The sequence below is a fragment of the Erwinia sp. GW821-FHT03D09 genome, from assembly GCF_059420805.1.
On sequence record NZ_JBWKUK010000013.1, the window covers coordinates 70,663 to 88,791 of the forward strand.

Annotated in this window: 12 protein-coding genes and 1 pseudogene; 7 read left to right on the forward strand and 6 right to left on the reverse strand. The window is 56.1% G+C overall.

Annotated features, from left to right (window positions below; genetic code table 11):
• Nucleotides 1-246 precede the first annotated feature (246 nt).
• Both AC07U6_RS14445 and AC07U6_RS14450 read left to right on the forward strand, forming a co-directional pair.
• Nucleotides 247-1,737, forward strand: a complete 1,491-nt coding sequence (locus AC07U6_RS14445) for a M16 family metallopeptidase (protein WP_494761061.1) — start codon at nucleotides 247-249, stop codon at nucleotides 1,735-1,737.
• Between the two features lie 233 nt (nucleotides 1,738-1,970).
• Nucleotides 1,971-2,357, forward strand: a complete 387-nt coding sequence (locus tag AC07U6_RS14450; RefSeq protein WP_494764813.1) for an alginate lyase family protein — start codon at nucleotides 1,971-1,973, stop codon at nucleotides 2,355-2,357.
• Nucleotides 2,358-2,394: 37 nt separating this feature from the next.
• On the opposite strand, the gene kdgK is transcribed toward AC07U6_RS14450, so the two are convergent.
• Nucleotides 2,395-3,327: a 2-dehydro-3-deoxygluconokinase gene (gene kdgK / locus AC07U6_RS14455; protein ID WP_494761060.1), complete on the reverse strand. Its 933-nt coding sequence runs from the start codon at nucleotides 3,325-3,327 to the stop codon at nucleotides 2,395-2,397.
• Nucleotides 3,328-3,521: 194 nt separating this feature from the next.
• Here kdgK and AC07U6_RS14460 point away from each other — a divergent pair, with 194 nt between their 5' ends.
• The gene (locus tag AC07U6_RS14460; RefSeq protein ID WP_494761059.1) at nucleotides 3,522-5,579 is read left to right on the forward strand and encodes an AsmA family protein; all 2,058 of its coding nucleotides are present in this window, start codon (nucleotides 3,522-3,524) and stop codon (nucleotides 5,577-5,579) included.
• A gap of 135 nt (nucleotides 5,580-5,714) precedes the next feature.
• On the opposite strand, the gene AC07U6_RS14465 is transcribed toward AC07U6_RS14460, so the two are convergent.
• Entirely contained in the window at nucleotides 5,715-7,040 is a 1,326-nt protein-coding gene (locus tag AC07U6_RS14465; RefSeq protein ID WP_494761058.1) for an MFS transporter, read from the reverse strand.
• Between the two features lie 413 nt (nucleotides 7,041-7,453).
• On the opposite strand from AC07U6_RS14465, the gene AC07U6_RS14470 reads away from it, so the two are divergent.
• The gene (locus AC07U6_RS14470) at nucleotides 7,454-8,977 is read left to right on the forward strand and encodes a T6SS phospholipase effector Tle1-like catalytic domain-containing protein (protein ID WP_494761057.1); all 1,524 of its coding nucleotides are present in this window, start codon (nucleotides 7,454-7,456) and stop codon (nucleotides 8,975-8,977) included.
• A 613-nt stretch (nucleotides 8,978-9,590) separates the two neighbouring features.
• A complete protein-coding gene (gene mgtA / locus AC07U6_RS14475; protein WP_494761056.1) occupies nucleotides 9,591-12,266 on the forward strand; it encodes a magnesium-translocating P-type ATPase in 2,676 nt (891 codons plus the stop codon).
• A gap of 459 nt (nucleotides 12,267-12,725) precedes the next feature.
• Here mgtA and AC07U6_RS14480 read toward each other — a convergent pair.
• A pseudogene (locus AC07U6_RS14480) lies at nucleotides 12,726-12,992 on the reverse strand (DUF4432 family protein); the annotation flags it as partial.
• A 435-nt stretch (nucleotides 12,993-13,427) separates the two neighbouring features.
• Between AC07U6_RS14480 and AC07U6_RS14485 the strand changes: the two are divergent.
• On the forward strand, nucleotides 13,428-14,678 hold the full coding sequence (locus tag AC07U6_RS14485; protein ID WP_494761055.1) for a valine--pyruvate transaminase: 1,251 nt from the start codon (nucleotides 13,428-13,430) through the stop codon (nucleotides 14,676-14,678).
• A gap of 38 nt (nucleotides 14,679-14,716) precedes the next feature.
• Here the strand turns inward: AC07U6_RS14485 and ibpA are convergent, their stop codons facing one another.
• The gene (gene ibpA, locus AC07U6_RS14490; RefSeq protein WP_105595327.1) at nucleotides 14,717-15,136 is read right to left on the reverse strand and encodes a small heat shock chaperone IbpA; all 420 of its coding nucleotides are present in this window, start codon (nucleotides 15,134-15,136) and stop codon (nucleotides 14,717-14,719) included.
• 301 nt (nucleotides 15,137-15,437) lie between these two features.
• Between ibpA and AC07U6_RS14495 the strand changes: the two genes are divergently transcribed.
• Complete coding sequence (locus tag AC07U6_RS14495; protein ID WP_494764399.1) at nucleotides 15,438-15,797, forward strand: YceK/YidQ family lipoprotein; 360 nt, start codon at nucleotides 15,438-15,440, stop codon at nucleotides 15,795-15,797.
• Here the strand turns inward: AC07U6_RS14495 and AC07U6_RS14500 are convergent.
• Both AC07U6_RS14500 and yidA read right to left on the reverse strand, forming a co-directional pair.
• A complete protein-coding gene (locus AC07U6_RS14500; RefSeq protein ID WP_494761054.1) occupies nucleotides 15,778-17,043 on the reverse strand; it encodes a YidR family protein in 1,266 nt (421 codons plus the stop codon). The genes AC07U6_RS14495 and AC07U6_RS14500 overlap by 20 nt on opposite strands.
• 12 nt (nucleotides 17,044-17,055) lie before the next feature.
• Nucleotides 17,056-17,865 (reverse strand): sugar-phosphatase, encoded by an 810-nt coding sequence (gene yidA / locus AC07U6_RS14505; RefSeq protein ID WP_494761053.1) that lies wholly within the window; start codon nucleotides 17,863-17,865, stop codon nucleotides 17,056-17,058.
• Between the last annotated feature and the right edge of the window lie 264 nt (nucleotides 17,866-18,129).

Sequence of the window (18,129 nt, forward strand, 5' to 3'; positions counted from 1 at the left end):
TCATTAAAATTTCACAGAAATGCTCGACGCGACTTGCCCTCGCGGCGGGCATTTGCATAATAACATCCAACACTTTTTTATGATTTTTTACTCCGCTGTGTGACATCCTCGCCGATGCGTGGTCTAACAAGCTGTTCCTTTAAAATACAGCGGCTTCCCAGGGTTATTGACCGGCTGAAACGTCGCGGGCAGCAGGTAACAGATCACCAGTGATTCTTTTTGGTTTGTGATTGAGTAGGGGTTCACATGCAGGGCACCAGAATTCGTCTTTTGATTGGTGGGGTAGTACTGGCAGCAGCCAGCTGCACGGTACAGGCTGAAACCCTCCAACCCGATCCCGCCTGGCAGCAGGGAAAACTGGACAACGGTTTCAGCTGGCAGCTATTAACAACGCCACAGCGGCCCAGCGATCGTATTGAAATTCGCCTGCTGGTGAATACCGGATCGCTGGTTGAAAGCGCCCAGCAAATTGGTTACAGCCACCTTTTGCCACGCCTGGCGCTGGTGCACAACGCCTCCCTTGAACCCGCACAGCAGCGTTCTCTCTGGCAGCAAAGCATCGATCCACAGCATCCACTCCCTCCGGCCATCACCTCGTATAACTACACGGTTTATAACCTCAGCCTGCCCAATAACCGCCCGGAAATGGTGAAAGAAGCCCTGAACTGGCTGGCGGCGACCGTGGATAAAATGACCATCAATACTGAGGTGGTTAACGCGGCGCTGAACGCCGACGATCCTATCGGTACCTGGCCCAGTAATACTCAGGATGTCTGGTGGCGCTACCGCCTTAAAGGTTCCACGCTGCTTGGCCACGATCCGGCTTCAGCGGTGAAAGTGCCGGTCGATCTGGCCCAGCTTAATGCCTTTTATAAACAGTGGTATACGCCGGATGCGATGACCCTTTTTGTCGTCGGTAACGTTGACAGCCGCAGCCTGGCCGAGCAGATCAACAAAGTGTTCTCGCCGCTGGAAGGTAAACGTGAGCAGCCCGCGCCTCTGCCAACGCTTTCTCCACTGCCGCCGCAGCCGGTAAATCTGGTCAATCCGGCGCTCGGCCAGGTCCGCCTGTCGCTGGTCTGGGACAATCCCTGGATGCCGATCCGCGAATCACAGAATTTGCAGCGCTACTGGCAGGGCGATCTGGCGCGCGAAGCGCTGTTCTGGCACGTTCAGCGCGTGCTGAGCGAAAATAAAGCCCAGGGCGTTCAGGTTGGCTTTGACTGCCGCGTGCTGTATCAGCGCGCCCAGTGTGCCATCAATATTGATTCGGACAACACGGCGCTCAGTAGCAACCTCGACCTGATCGCCAAAGAGATGGCTAACGTACGTGATAATGGCCTGACCCAGCAGGAATTTGATACGCTGATGGCGCAAAAAAATACCGAGCTGAACAAGCTGTTCGCTACCTATGCCCGCACCGATACCGATGTGCTGATGAGTCAGCGCCTGCGTTCACAGCAAAACGCGGTGGTGGATATCGCCCCGGAACAGTACCAGAAGCTGCGCCAGGCATTTCTCTCCGGCCTGACGCTGGGCATGCTGAACCAGGAACTGCGCCAGCAGCTGACCCAGGACATCACCATGATGCTGATGCAGCCGCAGGGTGAACCGGAAATTAATGCCGGGCAGCTGCAAGAAAGCTGGCAGAAAATTATGAAGCCGGTTGAAGCCACGCCTCAGGCCGCCGCCACGCCAGCCGACCCGGCGGTAGCAACGGATGCACCAGCGCAGTAACCGCAGGGCGGCCTTCCAGGGTCGCCCTTTTTCTTTCCGCAGAATGATTCCCTTCCTGCTGCTGTTCCTTTCGGCTTTCTCTTCTGGGCGTTACGCGCAGGGCCAATGCCCTCATTAACGACAGCGATCTGGCTCTGAACCGCCAGCGTTTATCACAGCAGCAGGCACCTGAACCCACGCTGTCGGCCTGGCAGGCGCTGCATCGCGCGGCGGATAAAGCGCTGAAGCAGCCGCTGGAGCTGGCTCGCACCCGCTCGTTTCACTACAGCTGGTTTAACCTGCACGCGCTAACCGCACTGGCTACCGTTGCCAGCCAGAGTGGAGCAGGGGATTTATGGCGCTACCGGACGCCGCAGGGAGCCGGGCTGTTAACCGCGCTGGATTTCATGGCCCCCTGGAGCGACAGTGGGAAACACTGGCCGTACCCCAGCCTCGACCATGTTGGCGTCAGGCTCATTCCGCTGCTGGTACAGGCGGACAACCGTCGGCAAAGCCAGCGCTACCGGCAGAAAATTGAACAGGCAGACTGGGCGCTGCCTGAAGCCAGAGCCGCACGCGGCGCAACGCTTGATGCGCAGCGTCACAGCTGGCTGCTGGCGGTGCCGGCATTCAGCCGCTGACGAGTGGCTGCATCGATTTCAATCGCCGCCGATACGCCTATACCGGCATCGCTTCACGCGGAATAATCGCACCGCGATGCTGAATCACCGTGCTGGCGGTCAGATGCCCACGCTTAGCAGCGTCTTCCGCGCTACCGCCGGTCAGGCGCACCGCCAGATAGCCCGCACTGAACGAATCCCCGGCAGCGGTGGTATCCACCACGCTGTCGGCCGACAGGCGCACCGCCGGTATCTCCAGCAGTGGCTCCGCGCCGGTATCCACCAGGCAGGCATCGGCACCGCGTTTAATCACGATTTCCTTCACCCCCGCCGCACGGGTACGGTGAATCACCTCTGCGCTATCGGCCTCGCCCCACAGCAGCGTCTCGTCATCCAGCGTCAGGAAAGCAATATCGGTATAGCCCAGCATCGCCTGATAGGCCGACTGCGTCTCTTCCCGGCTTTGCCACAGACGCGAACGATAATTGTTGTCGAAGATAATTTTGCCACCGTTGGCGCGGCAGGCGGCCAGCAGGGCATACAGTTTTTCGCGGCTCTGCGGGCTGAGGATCGCCAGGCTGATACCGCTCAGATACAGATAGTCGTAGTGTGCCAGCTGCTGACAGATCGCTTCGCCCTGCTCGCTATCCAGCCAGAAACGGGCGGCGGCATCGTTGCGCCAGTACCAGAAAGTCCGCTCGCCTGCGGCATCCGTTTCAATCACATACAGTCCCGGCAGCTTGTTTTCCAGCCGCTGGATCAGATCGGTATGCAGCCCTTCGCCCTGCCACGCGTCAATCATCTCGTTACTGAAGCTGTCTTTCCCTAACGCGGTGACATAATCCACGCGCAGCGCCTGGGGTTGCACCTGGCGGGCGACATAAACGGCCGTGTTCAGCGTATCGCCGCCGAAACCCCGGCTCATATCGCTGCCGCGCTGGGAAAGCTCAATCATGCATTCGCCGATTACGGCAATTTTCTGTTGTGTCATTTTTCTCAACCCGTGGAAAATTTTTCACCAGTCTCGCCGCCCGGCGCGGCCCAGTCAATATTTAAAACAATGTTTTATTTTTATCGTGATATCAGTTTAATTATTGCGCTCACGGATGCCGCCGCTCTCGTGGATGCCAGATCCCTCCCCCTGAGCTATCTTTACATAAGCGCAAAAAGGGTAAGGTGAAGCGAATGTCGCGTACCGGGAAAATAATCAGCTGGATCGCAGGCGTATTGGTCCTGCTACTGGTGGCTCTGGTGGTGCTGATTGCCACATTTGACTGGAACCGTCTGAAGCCGACGATCAACCGCAAAGTTTCGCAGGAAATTAACCGTCCGTTTGCCATCCGTGGCAATCTGGGCGTCGCCTGGGAACGCAACCGTACCGAGCCAGGCTGGCGCAGCTGGGTGCCGTGGCCGCACATTCATGCTCAGGACATTATGCTGGGCAACCCGCCGGAAATCCCCGACCTGACCATGGCACACCTTGAGCGCGTGGATGCCTCGATTTCACCACTGGCGCTGCTGGGCAAGGAAGTCTGGCTACCGTGGATCAAGCTGCAGCAGCCGCAGGTGAAGCTGGTGCAAACCGCCGATGGCAAAAATAACTGGACCTTTAATCTGGCCGGTAGCGAAAACAAAGACCCGAATCAGCCGCCTTCCGCCTGGTCATTCCGTCTGGACAATATCGTTTTTGACCAGGGAACCATCGGCTATCGCGACGCGATCAACAAAGCCGACATTAAGGTAACGGTCGATCCGCTGGGTAAACCCGTGCCCTACGCCCAGCTCGCTGGCGGCGATGACAAGCAACAAGGCGCTGCTAACTTTGTTTTTGGCTGGCAGGCTAACGGCACCTATAACAAAGAAAAACTGACCGGTGAAGGCAAGATCGGCGGCATGCTCTCGCTACGCAGTGAAACAACGCCGTTCCCGGTGCAGGCCGACGTACGCAGCGGAACAACCCGGGTTCGCCTGGCGGGGACTATCCAGAATCCGATGTCTCCCGGCGGCGTTGACCTTCGGCTGCGCTTCTCCGGCGACACGCTGGCAAATCTCTACGGCCTGACCGGCGTGCTGCTGCCGGATACCCCGCCGTATGAAACCGACGGCCACCTCAGCGCCCGCTTCCGCGAAGCCGGGGGCGCAGTGTTCCGCTATCAGAACTTTAATGGTCATATTGGCGACAGCGATATTCGTGGCTCGCTCACCTACAGCCAGACCAGGCCGCGGCCAAAACTGGAGGGCGAGCTGGAATCCCGCCAGCTGCGGATGGCCGACCTGGGTCCGTTAATTGGGGTGAACTCGGGCAAAGGCAGTGAGAAAACCGAACAGGCGAAGAAGAAACGTGGTGATGTCTCTACGCAACCTGCCGATCGCATTCTGCCGCACGACAAATTCGACAGCAAAAGCTGGAGCGTGATGGATGCGGACGTGCGCTTCAGCGGCAAACGTATCGAACACGGCAGCTCGCTGCCGCTCAGCGATCTGTCTACCCACCTGAAACTGAAAAACGGCGATCTGCGCCTCGATCCGCTGCGCTTCGGCATGGCGGGCGGCACGATAAACTCGACCATCCATCTGGAAGGGGATACAACGCCGCTGCAGGGGCGGGCCGATGTGCATGCGCGCAGCCTTAAGCTACGCCAGCTGTTCCCGGACGTGCAGGCGATGCAAAGCGCGCTGGGGCAACTGAACGGTGATGCCACGCTGAGTGGACGGGGAAATTCGGTGGCCGACCTCCTGGCAACCAGTAACGGCAATCTGAAGCTGCTGATGAACGATGGTCTGATCAGCCGCAGCCTGATGGAAATTGTCGGGCTTAACGTCGGCAACTACGTGGTGGGTAAACTGTTTGGTGACGACGAAGTGAAGATCAACTGTGCAGCGGCAAATTTGCAGGTCAAAAACGGGTTGGCTTCGTCTCAGCTGTTTGTTTTTGATACGGAAAATGCGGTGATCAATATTACCGGCACTACCAACTTCGCTAACGAACGGTTGGATCTGTCGATTGATCCGGAAAGCAAAGGCATCCGCATTATCACCCTGCGCTCGCCGCTGTACGTACGCGGTACCTTTAAAAATCCGGATGCCGGGGTGAAAGCCGGCCCGCTGATTGCCCGGGGAGCCGCCGCGGTGGCGCTGGGCGCCGTTGTCGCTCCGGCTGCGGCCCTGCTGGCGCTGATTTCGCCCAGCGAGAATGACCAGAATCAGTGTACGAAAGTCCTTGGGCAGATGAAGGGGAAATAGCCAATTCAACGTGACGCGTTTTAGTCAGAGGAAGCGCGGAGAGCTGCGGACTAAAAACTAAAAAAATCACCGCCACAGCAATGTGGCGGCGAAGAGGGTTGATTCATGCTTCAGGCGGCATAACCACCGGAAGGTTTAATCAAACAGTGATTCGTGACGGGTTTCGCGGCATTTGATCAGCGCAAGCAACGTCAGGAACGCCATGGAAGCCAGGTAAACGCCAACGTAGAACAAACCGTAGGTGTGTGCTAACCAGGTGGCGATATACGGTGCCACGGACGCGCCAAGAATTGACGACAGATTGTAAGAGAAAGAAGCACCGGTATAGCGCACTTCGGTCGGGAACAGCTCCGGCAGCAGCGCACCCATCGGGCCAAAAGTCAGGCCCATAATGCTCAGACCGCACAGCAGGAACGCCATCACCAGCGCCTGGTTACCTGAACCCAACATAGAAGGGAAAATCAGCGCGAAAGCGATAATCATCAGGGTAATCACAATCATCGTCTTACGACGACCAAAGCGGTCGGCCAGCATACCGGCAATCGGTACCATCACGCCAAAACCAATCACCGCAACCATCAGCATCCACAGGAAGGTATTACGCGGAATACCCAGCCCGTTTGGTGCCGGCGTGGTGCCAAAGGTCATCGAGTACACGGTCATAATGTAGAACAGGGTGTAGGTCGCCAGCATGATAAAGGTGCCAAGCACGGTCGCGCCCAGGTGCTTGCTCAGTAGCGTACCGATTGGCACTTTAACCTGCTTTTTCTCTTTCTGGACTTTGGCAAACACCGGCGACTCATGCAGCGAGACGCGAACGTACAGACCAATCAGCACCAGTACGGCAGAGAGTACAAACGGTACGCGCCAGCCCCAGTTCATAAACTGTTCATCGGTCAGCAGCCAGGAAAGCAGCAGGAAGGTGCCGTTGGCAAAGAAGAAACCGATCGGTGCGCCGAGCTGTGGGAAAGAACCATAAAGCGCGCGTTTTTTCGCAGGCGCATTTTCGGTGGCCAGCAGAGCAGCACCGCCCCACTCGCCGCCCAGGCCCAGACCCTGGCCAAAACGCGCCAGCGCCAGCAGCATGGGAGCAAACACACCAATGCTGTTGTAGCTCGGCAGCAGGCCGATGATGACGGTAGAGATCCCCATGGTCAGCAGCGAGGCCACCAGCGTAGCTTTACGGCCAACGCGGTCGCCGAAGTGGCCGAAGAGCGCAGAGCCGATTGGACGGGCCACAAAGGCGATCGCAAAGGTAGCCAGCGACTGTAGCGTGGCGACGGTGGCATCACCCTGCGGGAAGAAAATATGCGGGAAGACGATCACCGCGGCGGTGGCATAAATATAGAAATCGAAGAATTCGATAGCCGTACCGACCAGAGAAGCAACCACCACTTTACTACGGGAGTTTACGGGTGCAGCGTCTTCAGCGGCGATAGATGGAGCGATAGAGGCTTGCATAATTATTTCTTTATTCTAATAAACGAAAAAGAATCTTACGCAGAGGTTTAATCGCATTCAATGGTGAAAGTGCGCACTGTCTTTATGGTTTCCGCTGGAAAAGAGGATAATGTTTAATATGCGATATTTGCGAGAACATGGCAGGGAAAATAAAATGTTTTTCGGAGTTAATCACTAAAAAATGGCAAATAAAAGTTAGGAGCCAGTGATAAACGCCTGTCTTTGGCTAAATAGTGACCTTTAACCAGGGTTTTTGACTAGTTTTCACCTCACATTCGCCATCTCTATTTCTATGCAGGTGGCTTAATTATATTTTAAGTCAATTAATGCCGACCAATTATTAATTAAAATACGCTCTCCGATGGCATAAAAAATCTGTAGTAAATATCAACAATCACCAGGGAAAGGTCATTATGGATAAAATTACTGGCAGTGATACCCGCGTCCTGAACAACGCTCATTCCGCCCTATCCGATAAACATCGTGAACGCGTGCTTTCGATAGGGATCTTTTTCGACGGCACCGGAAATAATGCAAATAACACACTGAAACGGCTGGATATGTGCTGTAGTAAAACCAATGGTGACTCTTGCTTTTCGGACACTCCTGACGTGGCCAGGCCCGGTGATATCTCCCGCAATAGCTATGATAAGCATTACACCAATATTTATCGACTGTTTACTCTCTATAACTCTTCCGGGGACGACCAGGCTAAATCTCAGCTGGGTTTATATATCAGTGGGACCGGCACACATTCAGGTGAAGCAGACAGCATTAGCGGTTTTGCCATCGGTGAAGGGAAAAGTGGCATTATTGCTAAAACGGATGAGGCAATTGCCACACTCTCTGCTGAGCTAAAGAAAATAATACGTCGGGATAAAAAAAAAGAGCAGATCGCCCGACTGACGTTCGACCTTTTCGGCTTCAGTCGTGGTGCGGCGTCGGCGCGCCACTTTGCTAATCGTGTTGCAGGGCGAGATCCGCTACTGACTGCCGCTATTGTTGAAGGCTTAAAAGAGAGTGAATATCACGCTCTACCGACGATCGAGACTCGCTTTATCGGGCTGTTCGACGGCGTGGCCGGTATTGCGAATATGGCCAACGAATTCGATACCCACAGCCCACACGGCAGCGGCCTTCATCTGGCATTACCGCCGGGCGTTGCACACCGGGTCTTTCAAATTGCCGCAGCGCATGAGTATCGCTATAACTTCTGCCTGCAAAGCATTGCGCCTGATTATCCCGAGCTGACTCTTCCCGGCGCGCACTCGGATATCGGTGGCGGTTACAATCCGCAGGAAGAAGAGCATCAGTTCCTCAGCCAGCCCAGGTTCACTTACTTACCTGCCGATACTCCGGACGGAATGGCCGATGTCGTGCGCGAGGCCAGTGAAATGATGCAAGTTCTGCAGGACAATCCGGCGCTGGAACCGCTGTTGAACAGTGGGGTGCTAAAGGTTGAAAGCTGGCATGACAACTGGCTGCCTCCCAGCCAGGAAAGGCTTCCGCGCAAACGCGTGGGGGCCGCCGTGGTTTTTCGCCGTCGTCTGAGCAACGACTGGGCGAAGCTCTCACTGCGAGTGATGGTGGATGCTGCGCAGGAGGCCGGGGTGATGCTGGCAAAAATTGATGAGGACGATCCCGAGTTCAGCCTGCCGCCGGAGCTGGTACCGCTGTGCGAATTCGCCCGCGAGCAGGGGAAACGGCTAAGAAACGGCAAATCGCCGCAGCCCTTCAGCCATGATGACCTGCGCATCGCAGGCCGCTATCTGCATTTTTCAGCCAGCTGGTGTGCCGTTCAGGAAGCGTTTGTCTGTCGCGATGGCGAATGGCTGACCACCGTTTCCAGGTCGGTCAGGCGGGAGGCATTAATCAATTATCCCGACCGCCCGGACGAAAACTGGACGCGAACGATTTATCCCTCAGCAAGGCCGTGAACGGACGTTTTACACATTCGTTAATAAACAGTTTAGGAAAAAATCAGCAGATCTTTCACGCAGATGGATGTTTATTTAAATTAAATCAATTAGTTACCTTTATAATCTTTATTACTCACCGTCATTAATCTCCGGGTTTACATTGTGTAGCCTGGCGATTAGAATCTCGGCAAATTACTAACGGAGCCTGCATTTCATTGGACAGTCACCCCTTACCTGAACATTACTGAAGGCAGGTTCACTCCGTTTAATGTGTGCCTGCCGTAAAAACGGCGGGCCATGCTACAACTCTCTTCCGAGCTGTTTCATCCCGTATATCAATTTCATTCGATCTGGTCTTCGCCAGCGGCACGGCTGCGTGGCTGACTATCAGAGCATCCCTCTGCCATGCAGGCGAATTTTGCTGCCCGGCAGATTAACCAAGGAGCACACGATGAAAGAACCTCCGTCACGAGAGAGGCGATGGCAGGATGAACCCGGGAGGATAACGCACTAACGTTTCTCTTCCTTTCCGTCTGCCTGCCACGCCTCCTTCCCTGAATTTTCTGACAAAACCTCGTTTGCAGGGGACGTTCTCCTGCACGTAAAAAAACTTCATTCAAGGAGCAGGCAGATGAAAATGCATCACGCTGACCTGAAAAAGGCACGCGATCTGGCGATCGCCAGCGCAGCCAGCCGGAGCCAGGAACACACCCTCGCTCAACTTAATACTCAACGCCACGGGCTGACCTCTGAGGATGCCGCAGAGCGCCTGGAACACTACGGCACCAACCAGGTCGCCAGCGAAAAAGCCCCGGCAGCCTTTGTACAGCTGGTTCAGGCGTTTAATAATCCGTTTATCTGGGTGCTGACCGCGCTGGCGGCCATCAGTTTCGTTACCGATTACCTGCTGCCGCTGAATCGCGGTGAAGATACCGACCTGACCGGCGTGATCATCGTGATGGTGATGGTCAGCCTCAGCGGCTTACTGCGTTTCTGGCAGGAGTACCGCACTAACAAAGCGGCGGAAGCGCTGAAATCGCTGGTACGCACCACCGCCACGGTGATTCGACGCAGCCATGCACACAGTGAAGCGGTGGAGATGGAAATCCCGCTACAGCAGGTGGTGCCGGGCGATATCGTACGGCTGTCGGCGGGGGATATGATCCCGGCGGACGTGCGCCTGCTGGCCTCGCGCGATCTGTTTGTCAGCCAGGCAGCGCTAAGCGGTGAAGCGCTACCGATCGAGAAATATGACACCCAAAGCAGCCCGAACGTTGCCGGGCCGGTCAGCGAACAGGAGCTGCTCAGCCTGCCCGGTATCTGCCTGATGGGCACCAGCGTTGCCAGCGGCAGCGCGACGGCGGTGGTCGTAGCGACCGGCGGCCATACCTGGTTTGGCTCACTGGCAACCTCACTGCTGGGTAAGCGCCCGCAAACGGCGTTCGATCGCGGCGTGAACAGCGTCAGCTGGCTGCTGATCCGCTTTATGCTGGTGATGGTACCGATCGTACTGCTGCTCAACGGCTACAGCAAAGGTGACTGGAGCGATGCACTGCTGTTTGCGCTGGCGGTTGCGGTGGGGCTGACCCCGGAGATGCTGCCGATGATCGTCAGCTCTAACCTCGCCAAAGGGGCGATTGCCCTGTCGCGACGGAAAGTGGTGGTAAAAAAGCTCAATGCGATCCAGAACTTCGGCGCAATGGACGTGTTGTGCAGCGATAAAACCGGCACGCTGACGCAGGATCGCATCATTCTGTCTCACCACCTGGATCTGCACGACCGCAGCGACGAACGCGTACTACAGCTGGCGTGGCTGAACAGCCGCCATCAGACCGGGGTGAAAAATCTGATGGACAAGGCCGTACTGGCCTTCAGCCAGGGCAATATGGCAGTTAACGATCTGTGGCGCTATCGCAAAATTGACGAGCTGCCTTTTGATTTTGAACGCCGTCGCCTGTCGATTTTGCTGGCTGACCAGAACCAACAGCAGATGCTGGTCTGCAAAGGCGCGGTGGACGAAATGCTGGCGGTTTCCCGCTACTGGCGCGACGGCGATGAAATCCGCCCGCTGGATGACGACGCGCGTCAGCGCCTTCGCGATCAGGCAGAGAGCTATAACCAGCAGGGCTTCCGCGTGCTGGTGGTGGGCTGGCGAGCTATTGATGGCGGCCCGCTCTCACTGCCGCTGAGTATCCATGACGAGCGCGAACTGATTATCAGCGGCGTGCTGACTTTCCTCGATCCACCGAAGGAGAGCGCGGCAGAGGCAATTGCTGCACTGCACGAAAACGGCGTGACGGTGAAAGTGCTGACCGGCGATAACGCGATTATTACCAGCAAAGTGTGCCGGGACGTGGGTCTGGAGCCGGGAGAACCGCTGTGCGGCAGTAAAATTGCCCAGCTCAGCGATGATGAGCTCAGCCTGCTGGTTGAGCAGCGTACGCTGTTCTGCCGCCTGACGCCGCAGCAAAAAACCCGCGTACTGCAGGCACTGCAGCACAACGGACATACGGTCGGCTTCCTCGGCGATGGCATTAACGATGCCCCGGCGCTGCGCGCGGCGGATATCGGCATCTCTGTGGATACCGCCACGGATATTGCCAAAGAATCCGCGGATATCATCCTGCTGGAAAAAAGTCTGTTAGTGCTGGAGCAGGGCGTGATGACCGGGCGCGAAACCTTCGGCAATATCATTAAGTATCTGAACATGACCGCCAGCTCTAACTTCGGCAACGTATTTTCCGTGCTGGTGGCCAGCGCGTTTATTCCATTTTTACCGATGATGGCGATCCATCTGCTGCTGCAAAACCTGATGTATGACCTGTCCCAGCTGGCGCTGCCCTGGGACAAAATGGACAAAGAGTTTCTGCGCAAGCCGCGCCGCTGGGATGCGAAGAATATCGGCCGGTTTATGCTGTGGATTGGGCCAACGTCATCCATTTTCGATATCACCACTTTCTGGCTGATGTGGACGGTGTTCGCCGCCAACAGCGTGGAAAGCCAGGCGCTGTTCCAGTCCGGCTGGTTTGTGGAGGGGCTGCTGTCTCAGACGCTGGTGGTGCATATGCTGCGCACCCGCAAAATTCCGTTTATTCAGAGCCGCGCCGCGCTGCCGGTGATGCTGGCCACCGGGCTGGTGATGATTGCCGGGATTCTGATCCCGTTCTCGCCGCTGGGTCACGCCGTTGGGCTGGTGCCGCTGCCGTGGAGCTACTTCCCGTGGCTGCTGGCCACGCTGCTGGGCTACTGCGTGGTCGCACAGGGCATGAAGCGCCTTTACATCCGCCGTTTCGGCCAGTGGTTCTGAGGAGGACGAGATGAAGAAAGATAATTCAGCGGTGGCGATCGTGTTGTTTTTTGTCGGCGTGGTGATTTTTTCCGGGGCGATACTGATGATATTTAGCGAATAGGGGGGATGGGTTGAGGTTGCTGCATGTTCTGCGCATGGCTTATCGGGGCTATCCGGAATGCGGACCTCCATGTACGCTCGACCTCGCACCTCCCTGTGCTCGGACGGTCCGCTTATCCGGATAGCCCCGATTGCCTGCATGCTTTGGTGTTGCTGCTGGAACAACTGATTTCTTCTGGCAGCAACGTAATGAATTGAAAGGGGAACCGTTGCGGGACAGGTTAGCCGGGTGGCTGCCGCAGGGATGCGGCAGCCAAGCCCCCAGGGAAGGATTCACAGCGACCCGGCGTTCTGCCCGTAACGTTAGCCCCATTTCGCAGATCCCACCGCGGCCTGCCCCGTAACGCTTAGAAAGGACTACTCCTTCGCGATCGGCGTCTCGCTAATCGCCACGGTTTCATCCCCCTGGATTTTCTGCACCCGCTGCTCAACCTGCTGCACCACGCTGGCATCCTTCAGCAGGGAATAGGTCAGCGTAAACTCGGTGCTCTGCCCCGGCTGCAACTGCTTCACGCGGCCCTGCTCTTTCTCAATCGCCACCGGATAAGCATAGTTCGTGCCCGGCTCAATCCCGGTCACGTAACCCTGCTTCTGCGTATCGGTGTTTTTCCACATGGTCAGCAGCGTGTAGATCACGCCATCTTTAGACCACAGATTAACGCCGTAATTACCTCTGCCAGAAGTCTTTTTTTCATCATATTATCCCTTTTGCTGAATTGATTTAGCTTTAGAACGCATCAAGACTACAAATCAGCGCAAGATAAAAATGTGACAGTCATCACCGCATAACCCTTTGATCATTTTTAGTCGAATAAACGTGATTTTTCTCACTTTAAAATGCACACAGAGATCGTCTGTTTCATTATTAATGCGATTCTGAGCCAGTTACCTCTCACAAAAGACTTAACGATTCAGCTATTTTTTCAGAGCCAGTGAAAAATCGTTATCGCCCGGCAGGCTTTCCCGACCACGTGCGATCCCTGCTGCTCGAAGATTGCATCGCACCGGTGCCAGCGTTAAGGTGGTCACCCTCAGTGAATAACAAGTGATTAACAGGATATGAGCTTCTCGGCTTTCGGTGACAAATTTACGCGCCACTCAGGCATTACGCGCCTGATGGAAGATATGGGTGAGGGGCTACGCACGCCGGGTACGGTGATGTTAGGCGGCGGCAATCCGGCGCAGATCCCCGCTATGAATGACTATTTCCACCAGCTTTTGCAGCAGATGCATGATGAAGGCAAGCTGACGGATGCGCTGTGCAACTACGACGGCCCACAGGGGAAAAGTACCCTGCTGAACTCCCTGGCTGAACTGCTGAGTAAAGAGCAGGGCTGGCAGATTTCGCCGAAAAATATTGCCCTGACGAACGGCAGTCAGAGCGCCTTTTTCTACCTGTTTAACCTGTATGCCGGGCATCGCGCTGACGGCCAGAAAAAGCGCGTACTTTTCCCGCTGGCTCCAGAATATCTTGGCTATGCCGATGCCGGATTGGATGAAGATCTGTTTGTCTCCACCCGACCGAATATCGAAATGCTGCCGGAAGGTCAGTTCAAGTATCGCGTGGACTTTGAACATCTGCATATCGGCGATGATACCGGCCTGATCTGCGTTTCCCGCCCAACTAACCCGACCGGTAATGTCATCACCGATGACGAGTTGCTGAAACTGGACGCACTGGCGCAGCAGCACGATATTCCGCTGCTGATTGATAATGCTTACGGCGTTCCCTTCCCGGGCATTATTTTCAGCGAAGCACGCCCGCTGTGGAATCCGAACATCATTCTGTGTATGAGCCTGTCCAAGCTGGGGCTGCCGGGCTCACGCTGCGGCATCATTATTGCCGATGAGAAGGTGATCTCGGCCATCAGCAATATGAACGGCATTATCAGCCTCGCCCCCGGCAGCATTGGTCCGGCGATCGCTCATGAAATGATTCAGCGTGGCGACCTGCTGCGCCTGTCGGAAGAGGTGATTAAACCGTTCTATCAGGAACGCGTTAAGCAGACAATCGCGGTTATTCGCCGCTATCTGCCGGAAGATCGCTGCCTGATTCATAAACCTGAAGGGGCGATATTCCTTTGGCTGTGGTTTAAAGATCTGCCGATTTCCACTGAAATCCTTTACCAGCGGCTGAAGCAGCGCGGCGTGCTGATGGTACCAGGGCATTTCTTCTTCCCGGGCCTGGAGGCAGAGTGGCCGCACACGCATCAGTGCATGCGCATGAACTATGTGCCGGATAGCGAAGTGATTGAGCGGGGCGTGACGATTCTGGCGGAAGAGATAGAGCGGGCGTTAAGCGAAGGATAAACAACAGGGGCCGCTTAACGGCGGCCCCTGCATCAGCATTATTTCAGAATTTCAATGCGGCGCGGTTTATTGGCTTCCGGCACCACGCGTTCCAGGTCGATGTACAGCAGACCATTCTCCAGGCGAGCATCCCGCACGTGGACGTGCTCCGCCAGCTGGAATTTACGCTCAAAGTTACGTTCCGCGATGCCCTGATACAGATAGGTGCGCTGCTCCTGCTCTTCAGGATGCGAGCCGCGAACGGTCAGCAAATTGTCGTGGGAGGTGATTTCCAGCTCGCTTTCCGCAAAACCGGCCACGGCAATCGTAATACGATAGTGGTTTTCCGCCACCAGCTCCACGTTGTAGGGAGGGTAGCCGCCGTTGTTCCCCTGACCCTGGCTGGTTTCCAGCAGGTTGATGAGACGGTCAAAGCCGATTGATGAACGATACAGTGGGGCAAGGTCGAAATTACGCATGATTAAGCTCCTGATATACAGCGAGTTATTAAGATATCAACTCTCCACTATGGACGAGTCGCTGGCTCAGTAGGTACCGCCCTGTCGGCGCAGGTACCTCACTGACCGTACTAGTAAAATGGTGACATCAGTGACGCTTTCAAGAGGAAATTGTGATTTTTTTAACTCGATCGCACTAAATGTCATACACTCAGGGATGAGTTCGTCGGCCTTGGTGCCAGCCACCGCAGAGTGGACCGGGATTTCCCCGCGTTTGACGACAGATCTCAGCAGGCTGCAACGACTGAAGGGATAATAGATGATGAAAGCATTAAAGAAGTATACCGCTGCAGGTTTGCTAACCTGCGCCTCGCTTGGCGCGACCAGCGGCTGCTCGAGCATTATGACCCATACCGGCCCCAGTCAGGGCTATTATCCGGGCACCCGCGCCAGTGCCAGCGTGCTGACCGATGAAAACAGCAGCTGGGCGATGAAACCGCTGGCGGCGATTGATTTACCGTTCTCTGCCGTGATGGATACGCTGCTGCTGCCGTGGGATTACTATCGTACCGATGATACGGACTCACCGCGCGAGCGCGTGCGCCGTAGCGAACAGCAAAACAGGACCGCCGACGGACTGTCGCAGGCGGCCCCGATGGTCTCTAATTCACCGACGCCATAAAAATCTGCTGATACCCGTCGCGGCTGCGCAAATAGGCAACGTGCTGTCCGTCGGGAGAAAAGACCACCGCATCTGCCGAGGGTGCGGTTTCACTGCGCGGTGTAATACGGCGCAGTTTTCCCGTTGCCAGCGTACAAAGAGTCACGCTGTTGTCGCAGACAAACGCCAGGCTTTCGCCGTCGGGATGCCAGCTGAAGGCGGACTGAATGCCGCTCTCCGACCGGGTAATCTGGCGCGGTTCGCCCCCCAGTGGAGACACCGTCCACAGCTGGGCCACTCCGCTATCGTCCTTCATCAGAAAAGCAATCGCGCTGCCATCCGGTGCGCTACGCAGCCAGTGTCGCGGGGTGCTGGCCAGCCCGGGATAACGGCGATGATGAGTGAAGGTGACACGCCGCTGCTGAACGCCGAGCGGCGGAGCAGGGAGACGCGTCGCCGTACCTTCCAGCGGTAATGTCCCCGCGACGGCAAAATCGGCATTATCTTCAGGCAGATCGACGACGAAAACTTCCGCCACTTTCTCACCGTTTGTCGCCAGCGTATCGCCAATAAAGGCCAGCGCCCAGCGCTGCCGCTGCGCGCCGCGCTGATAGCCTCGGGTTCCGATCCAGCCCTCTTCGTAAGCGCGATTGATCTCATCACTGCCCGGTTTCGGCGTTGGCGTGGTCTGGCTGACCAGCACGCAGTAGTGGCTGCCGTCGTATTCACGCGGGTGACTTTTCGGTGGACACACCGCATGCAGCGGTACGGCAACGCCAACGTTGCGTAAATCCTGAGTTTTATCCCACTCATGCATCACATGATCGTTGTAGGTAAAACTTAAGCGGCTGCCGTCCGGGCTGAAGACATGGACGTGGGAACCGCCGCGCAACGCGCCGGGCGTGAAGGGTGGTGTAATATCGCAGGCGTCCAGATTTTCAGCCACGCCGTGCTGAATAATCACTCCGCGCCGGTAGTGAAAATCATATTTCCACAGGCTGTCGGGATGCTCAGGTCCGTGAATACAGACATAGCGCGGCGGAAGATCCGGACTGACGGTCACCACGCCAACATGCGCACCGTCCCGCGCCTGATACAGCACCTCCACCGCGCCGCTACTGACGTTGACCCGCTCAATAGTCAGGCCGGTAAAAGACGCCCCGGAAGGGCGTACGTCATAGACCAGCCACTGGCTGTCGGCGGTCCAGACGTTAATGTTGGTCAGCTGATGATGCCAGGGGGCGAAGGTGATCTGTTGTTCACTCATCGGGCAGTCCTTTTACAGAACAAATTTCTCAATAGCCACGGCAACGCCGTCTTCACGATTGGAGGTCGTAACAAACTGGGCGATTTCTTTCACCACCGGAATCGCATTGCCCATCGCCACGCCCGTACCAACGAATTCCAGCATTGCCAGGTCATTTTCCTGATCGCCCAGCGCCATCAGCTCGTCGCGCTGCAGGCCAAGACGTTCCGCAAGCAGCTTAACACCGGCGCCTTTGTTCACCTCTTTATTGAGGATTTCCAGGAAGAACGGCGCGCTTTTCATGATGGTATTACGTTCGTAAGCTTCAGCAGGAATGCGGGCAATCGCCGCGTCCAGCCGCTCCGGGTCATCGATCATCATAATTTTTGGGAAGATAAGCGTTGGGTCCATCTCTTCCACGGTACGGTAGCGCAACGGCATTCCAGTGAGACCCGCTTCGTGAACGGTATAGCGGCTGATATCTTTGTTAGCGGTGTAGAGGTGACTCTGGGTCAGCGCCTGGAAGTTTACCCCCAGTTCGCGGGACATCTGCTCATAGTAGAGGTAGTCTTCGAAGGTCACCGGCACTTCGGCCACGCAGCTGGCATCGTTCGCTTTTTGCACCAGTGCGCCGTTGTTGGTGATGCAGTACTGGCCTTCTTTCTCCAGGCCCAGCTCGCGCAGGTAGCGCTGTACGCCGAGGAACGGCCGTCCGGTAGCCAGCACCACCGCCACGCCTTTATCGCGCGCCGCCTCAATCGCCGCCTTCACGCGCGGGGTGACTGCATGCTGCGGGTTAAGCAGCGTCCCATCAATATCAATCGCTATTAATTTAATCGCCATGCCACACTCCTTAGCTTCTGTTTTGTTCCATGCTAGCGCGATTCAGCTGACGATCTCCAGCAGGTTGCACAGTTAGTTGTTAACCCAATGGATTACGGAAAAAATGGCGAACGCTGGCGGACGCGTTTGGGATGCGGGTAAGGCAACTGGAACAGCAGAAAAAGAATCAAGACCGGGCAGCAGAAGCAGAAGCAGAAGCAGAAGCAGAAGCAGAAGCAGAAGCAGAAGCAGAAGCAGAAGCAGAAGCAGAAGCAGAAGCAGACG

Excerpts from the sequence above, each read along its gene's own strand:
- AC07U6_RS14445 (WP_494761061.1), top strand. The coding sequence starts at position 247 with ATGCAGGGCACCAGAATTCGTCTTTTGATTGGTGGGGTAGTACTGGCA.
- kdgK (WP_494761060.1), bottom strand. The coding sequence starts at position 3,327 with ATGACACAACAGAAAATTGCCGTAATCGGCGAATGCATGATTGAGCTT.
- AC07U6_RS14460 (WP_494761059.1), top strand. The coding sequence starts at position 3,522 with ATGTCGCGTACCGGGAAAATAATCAGCTGGATCGCAGGCGTATTGGTC.
- AC07U6_RS14465 (WP_494761058.1), bottom strand. The coding sequence starts at position 7,040 with ATGCAAGCCTCTATCGCTCCATCTATCGCCGCTGAAGACGCTGCACCC.
- AC07U6_RS14470 (WP_494761057.1), top strand. The coding sequence starts at position 7,454 with ATGGATAAAATTACTGGCAGTGATACCCGCGTCCTGAACAACGCTCAT.
- mgtA (WP_494761056.1), top strand. The coding sequence starts at position 9,591 with ATGAAAATGCATCACGCTGACCTGAAAAAGGCACGCGATCTGGCGATC.
- AC07U6_RS14485 (WP_494761055.1), top strand. The coding sequence starts at position 13,428 with ATGAGCTTCTCGGCTTTCGGTGACAAATTTACGCGCCACTCAGGCATT.
- ibpA (WP_105595327.1), bottom strand. The coding sequence starts at position 15,136 with ATGCGTAATTTCGACCTTGCCCCACTGTATCGTTCATCAATCGGCTTT.
- AC07U6_RS14495 (WP_494764399.1), top strand. The coding sequence starts at position 15,438 with ATGAAAGCATTAAAGAAGTATACCGCTGCAGGTTTGCTAACCTGCGCC.
- AC07U6_RS14500 (WP_494761054.1), bottom strand. The coding sequence starts at position 17,043 with ATGAGTGAACAACAGATCACCTTCGCCCCCTGGCATCATCAGCTGACC.
- yidA (WP_494761053.1), bottom strand. The coding sequence starts at position 17,865 with ATGGCGATTAAATTAATAGCGATTGATATTGATGGGACGCTGCTTAAC.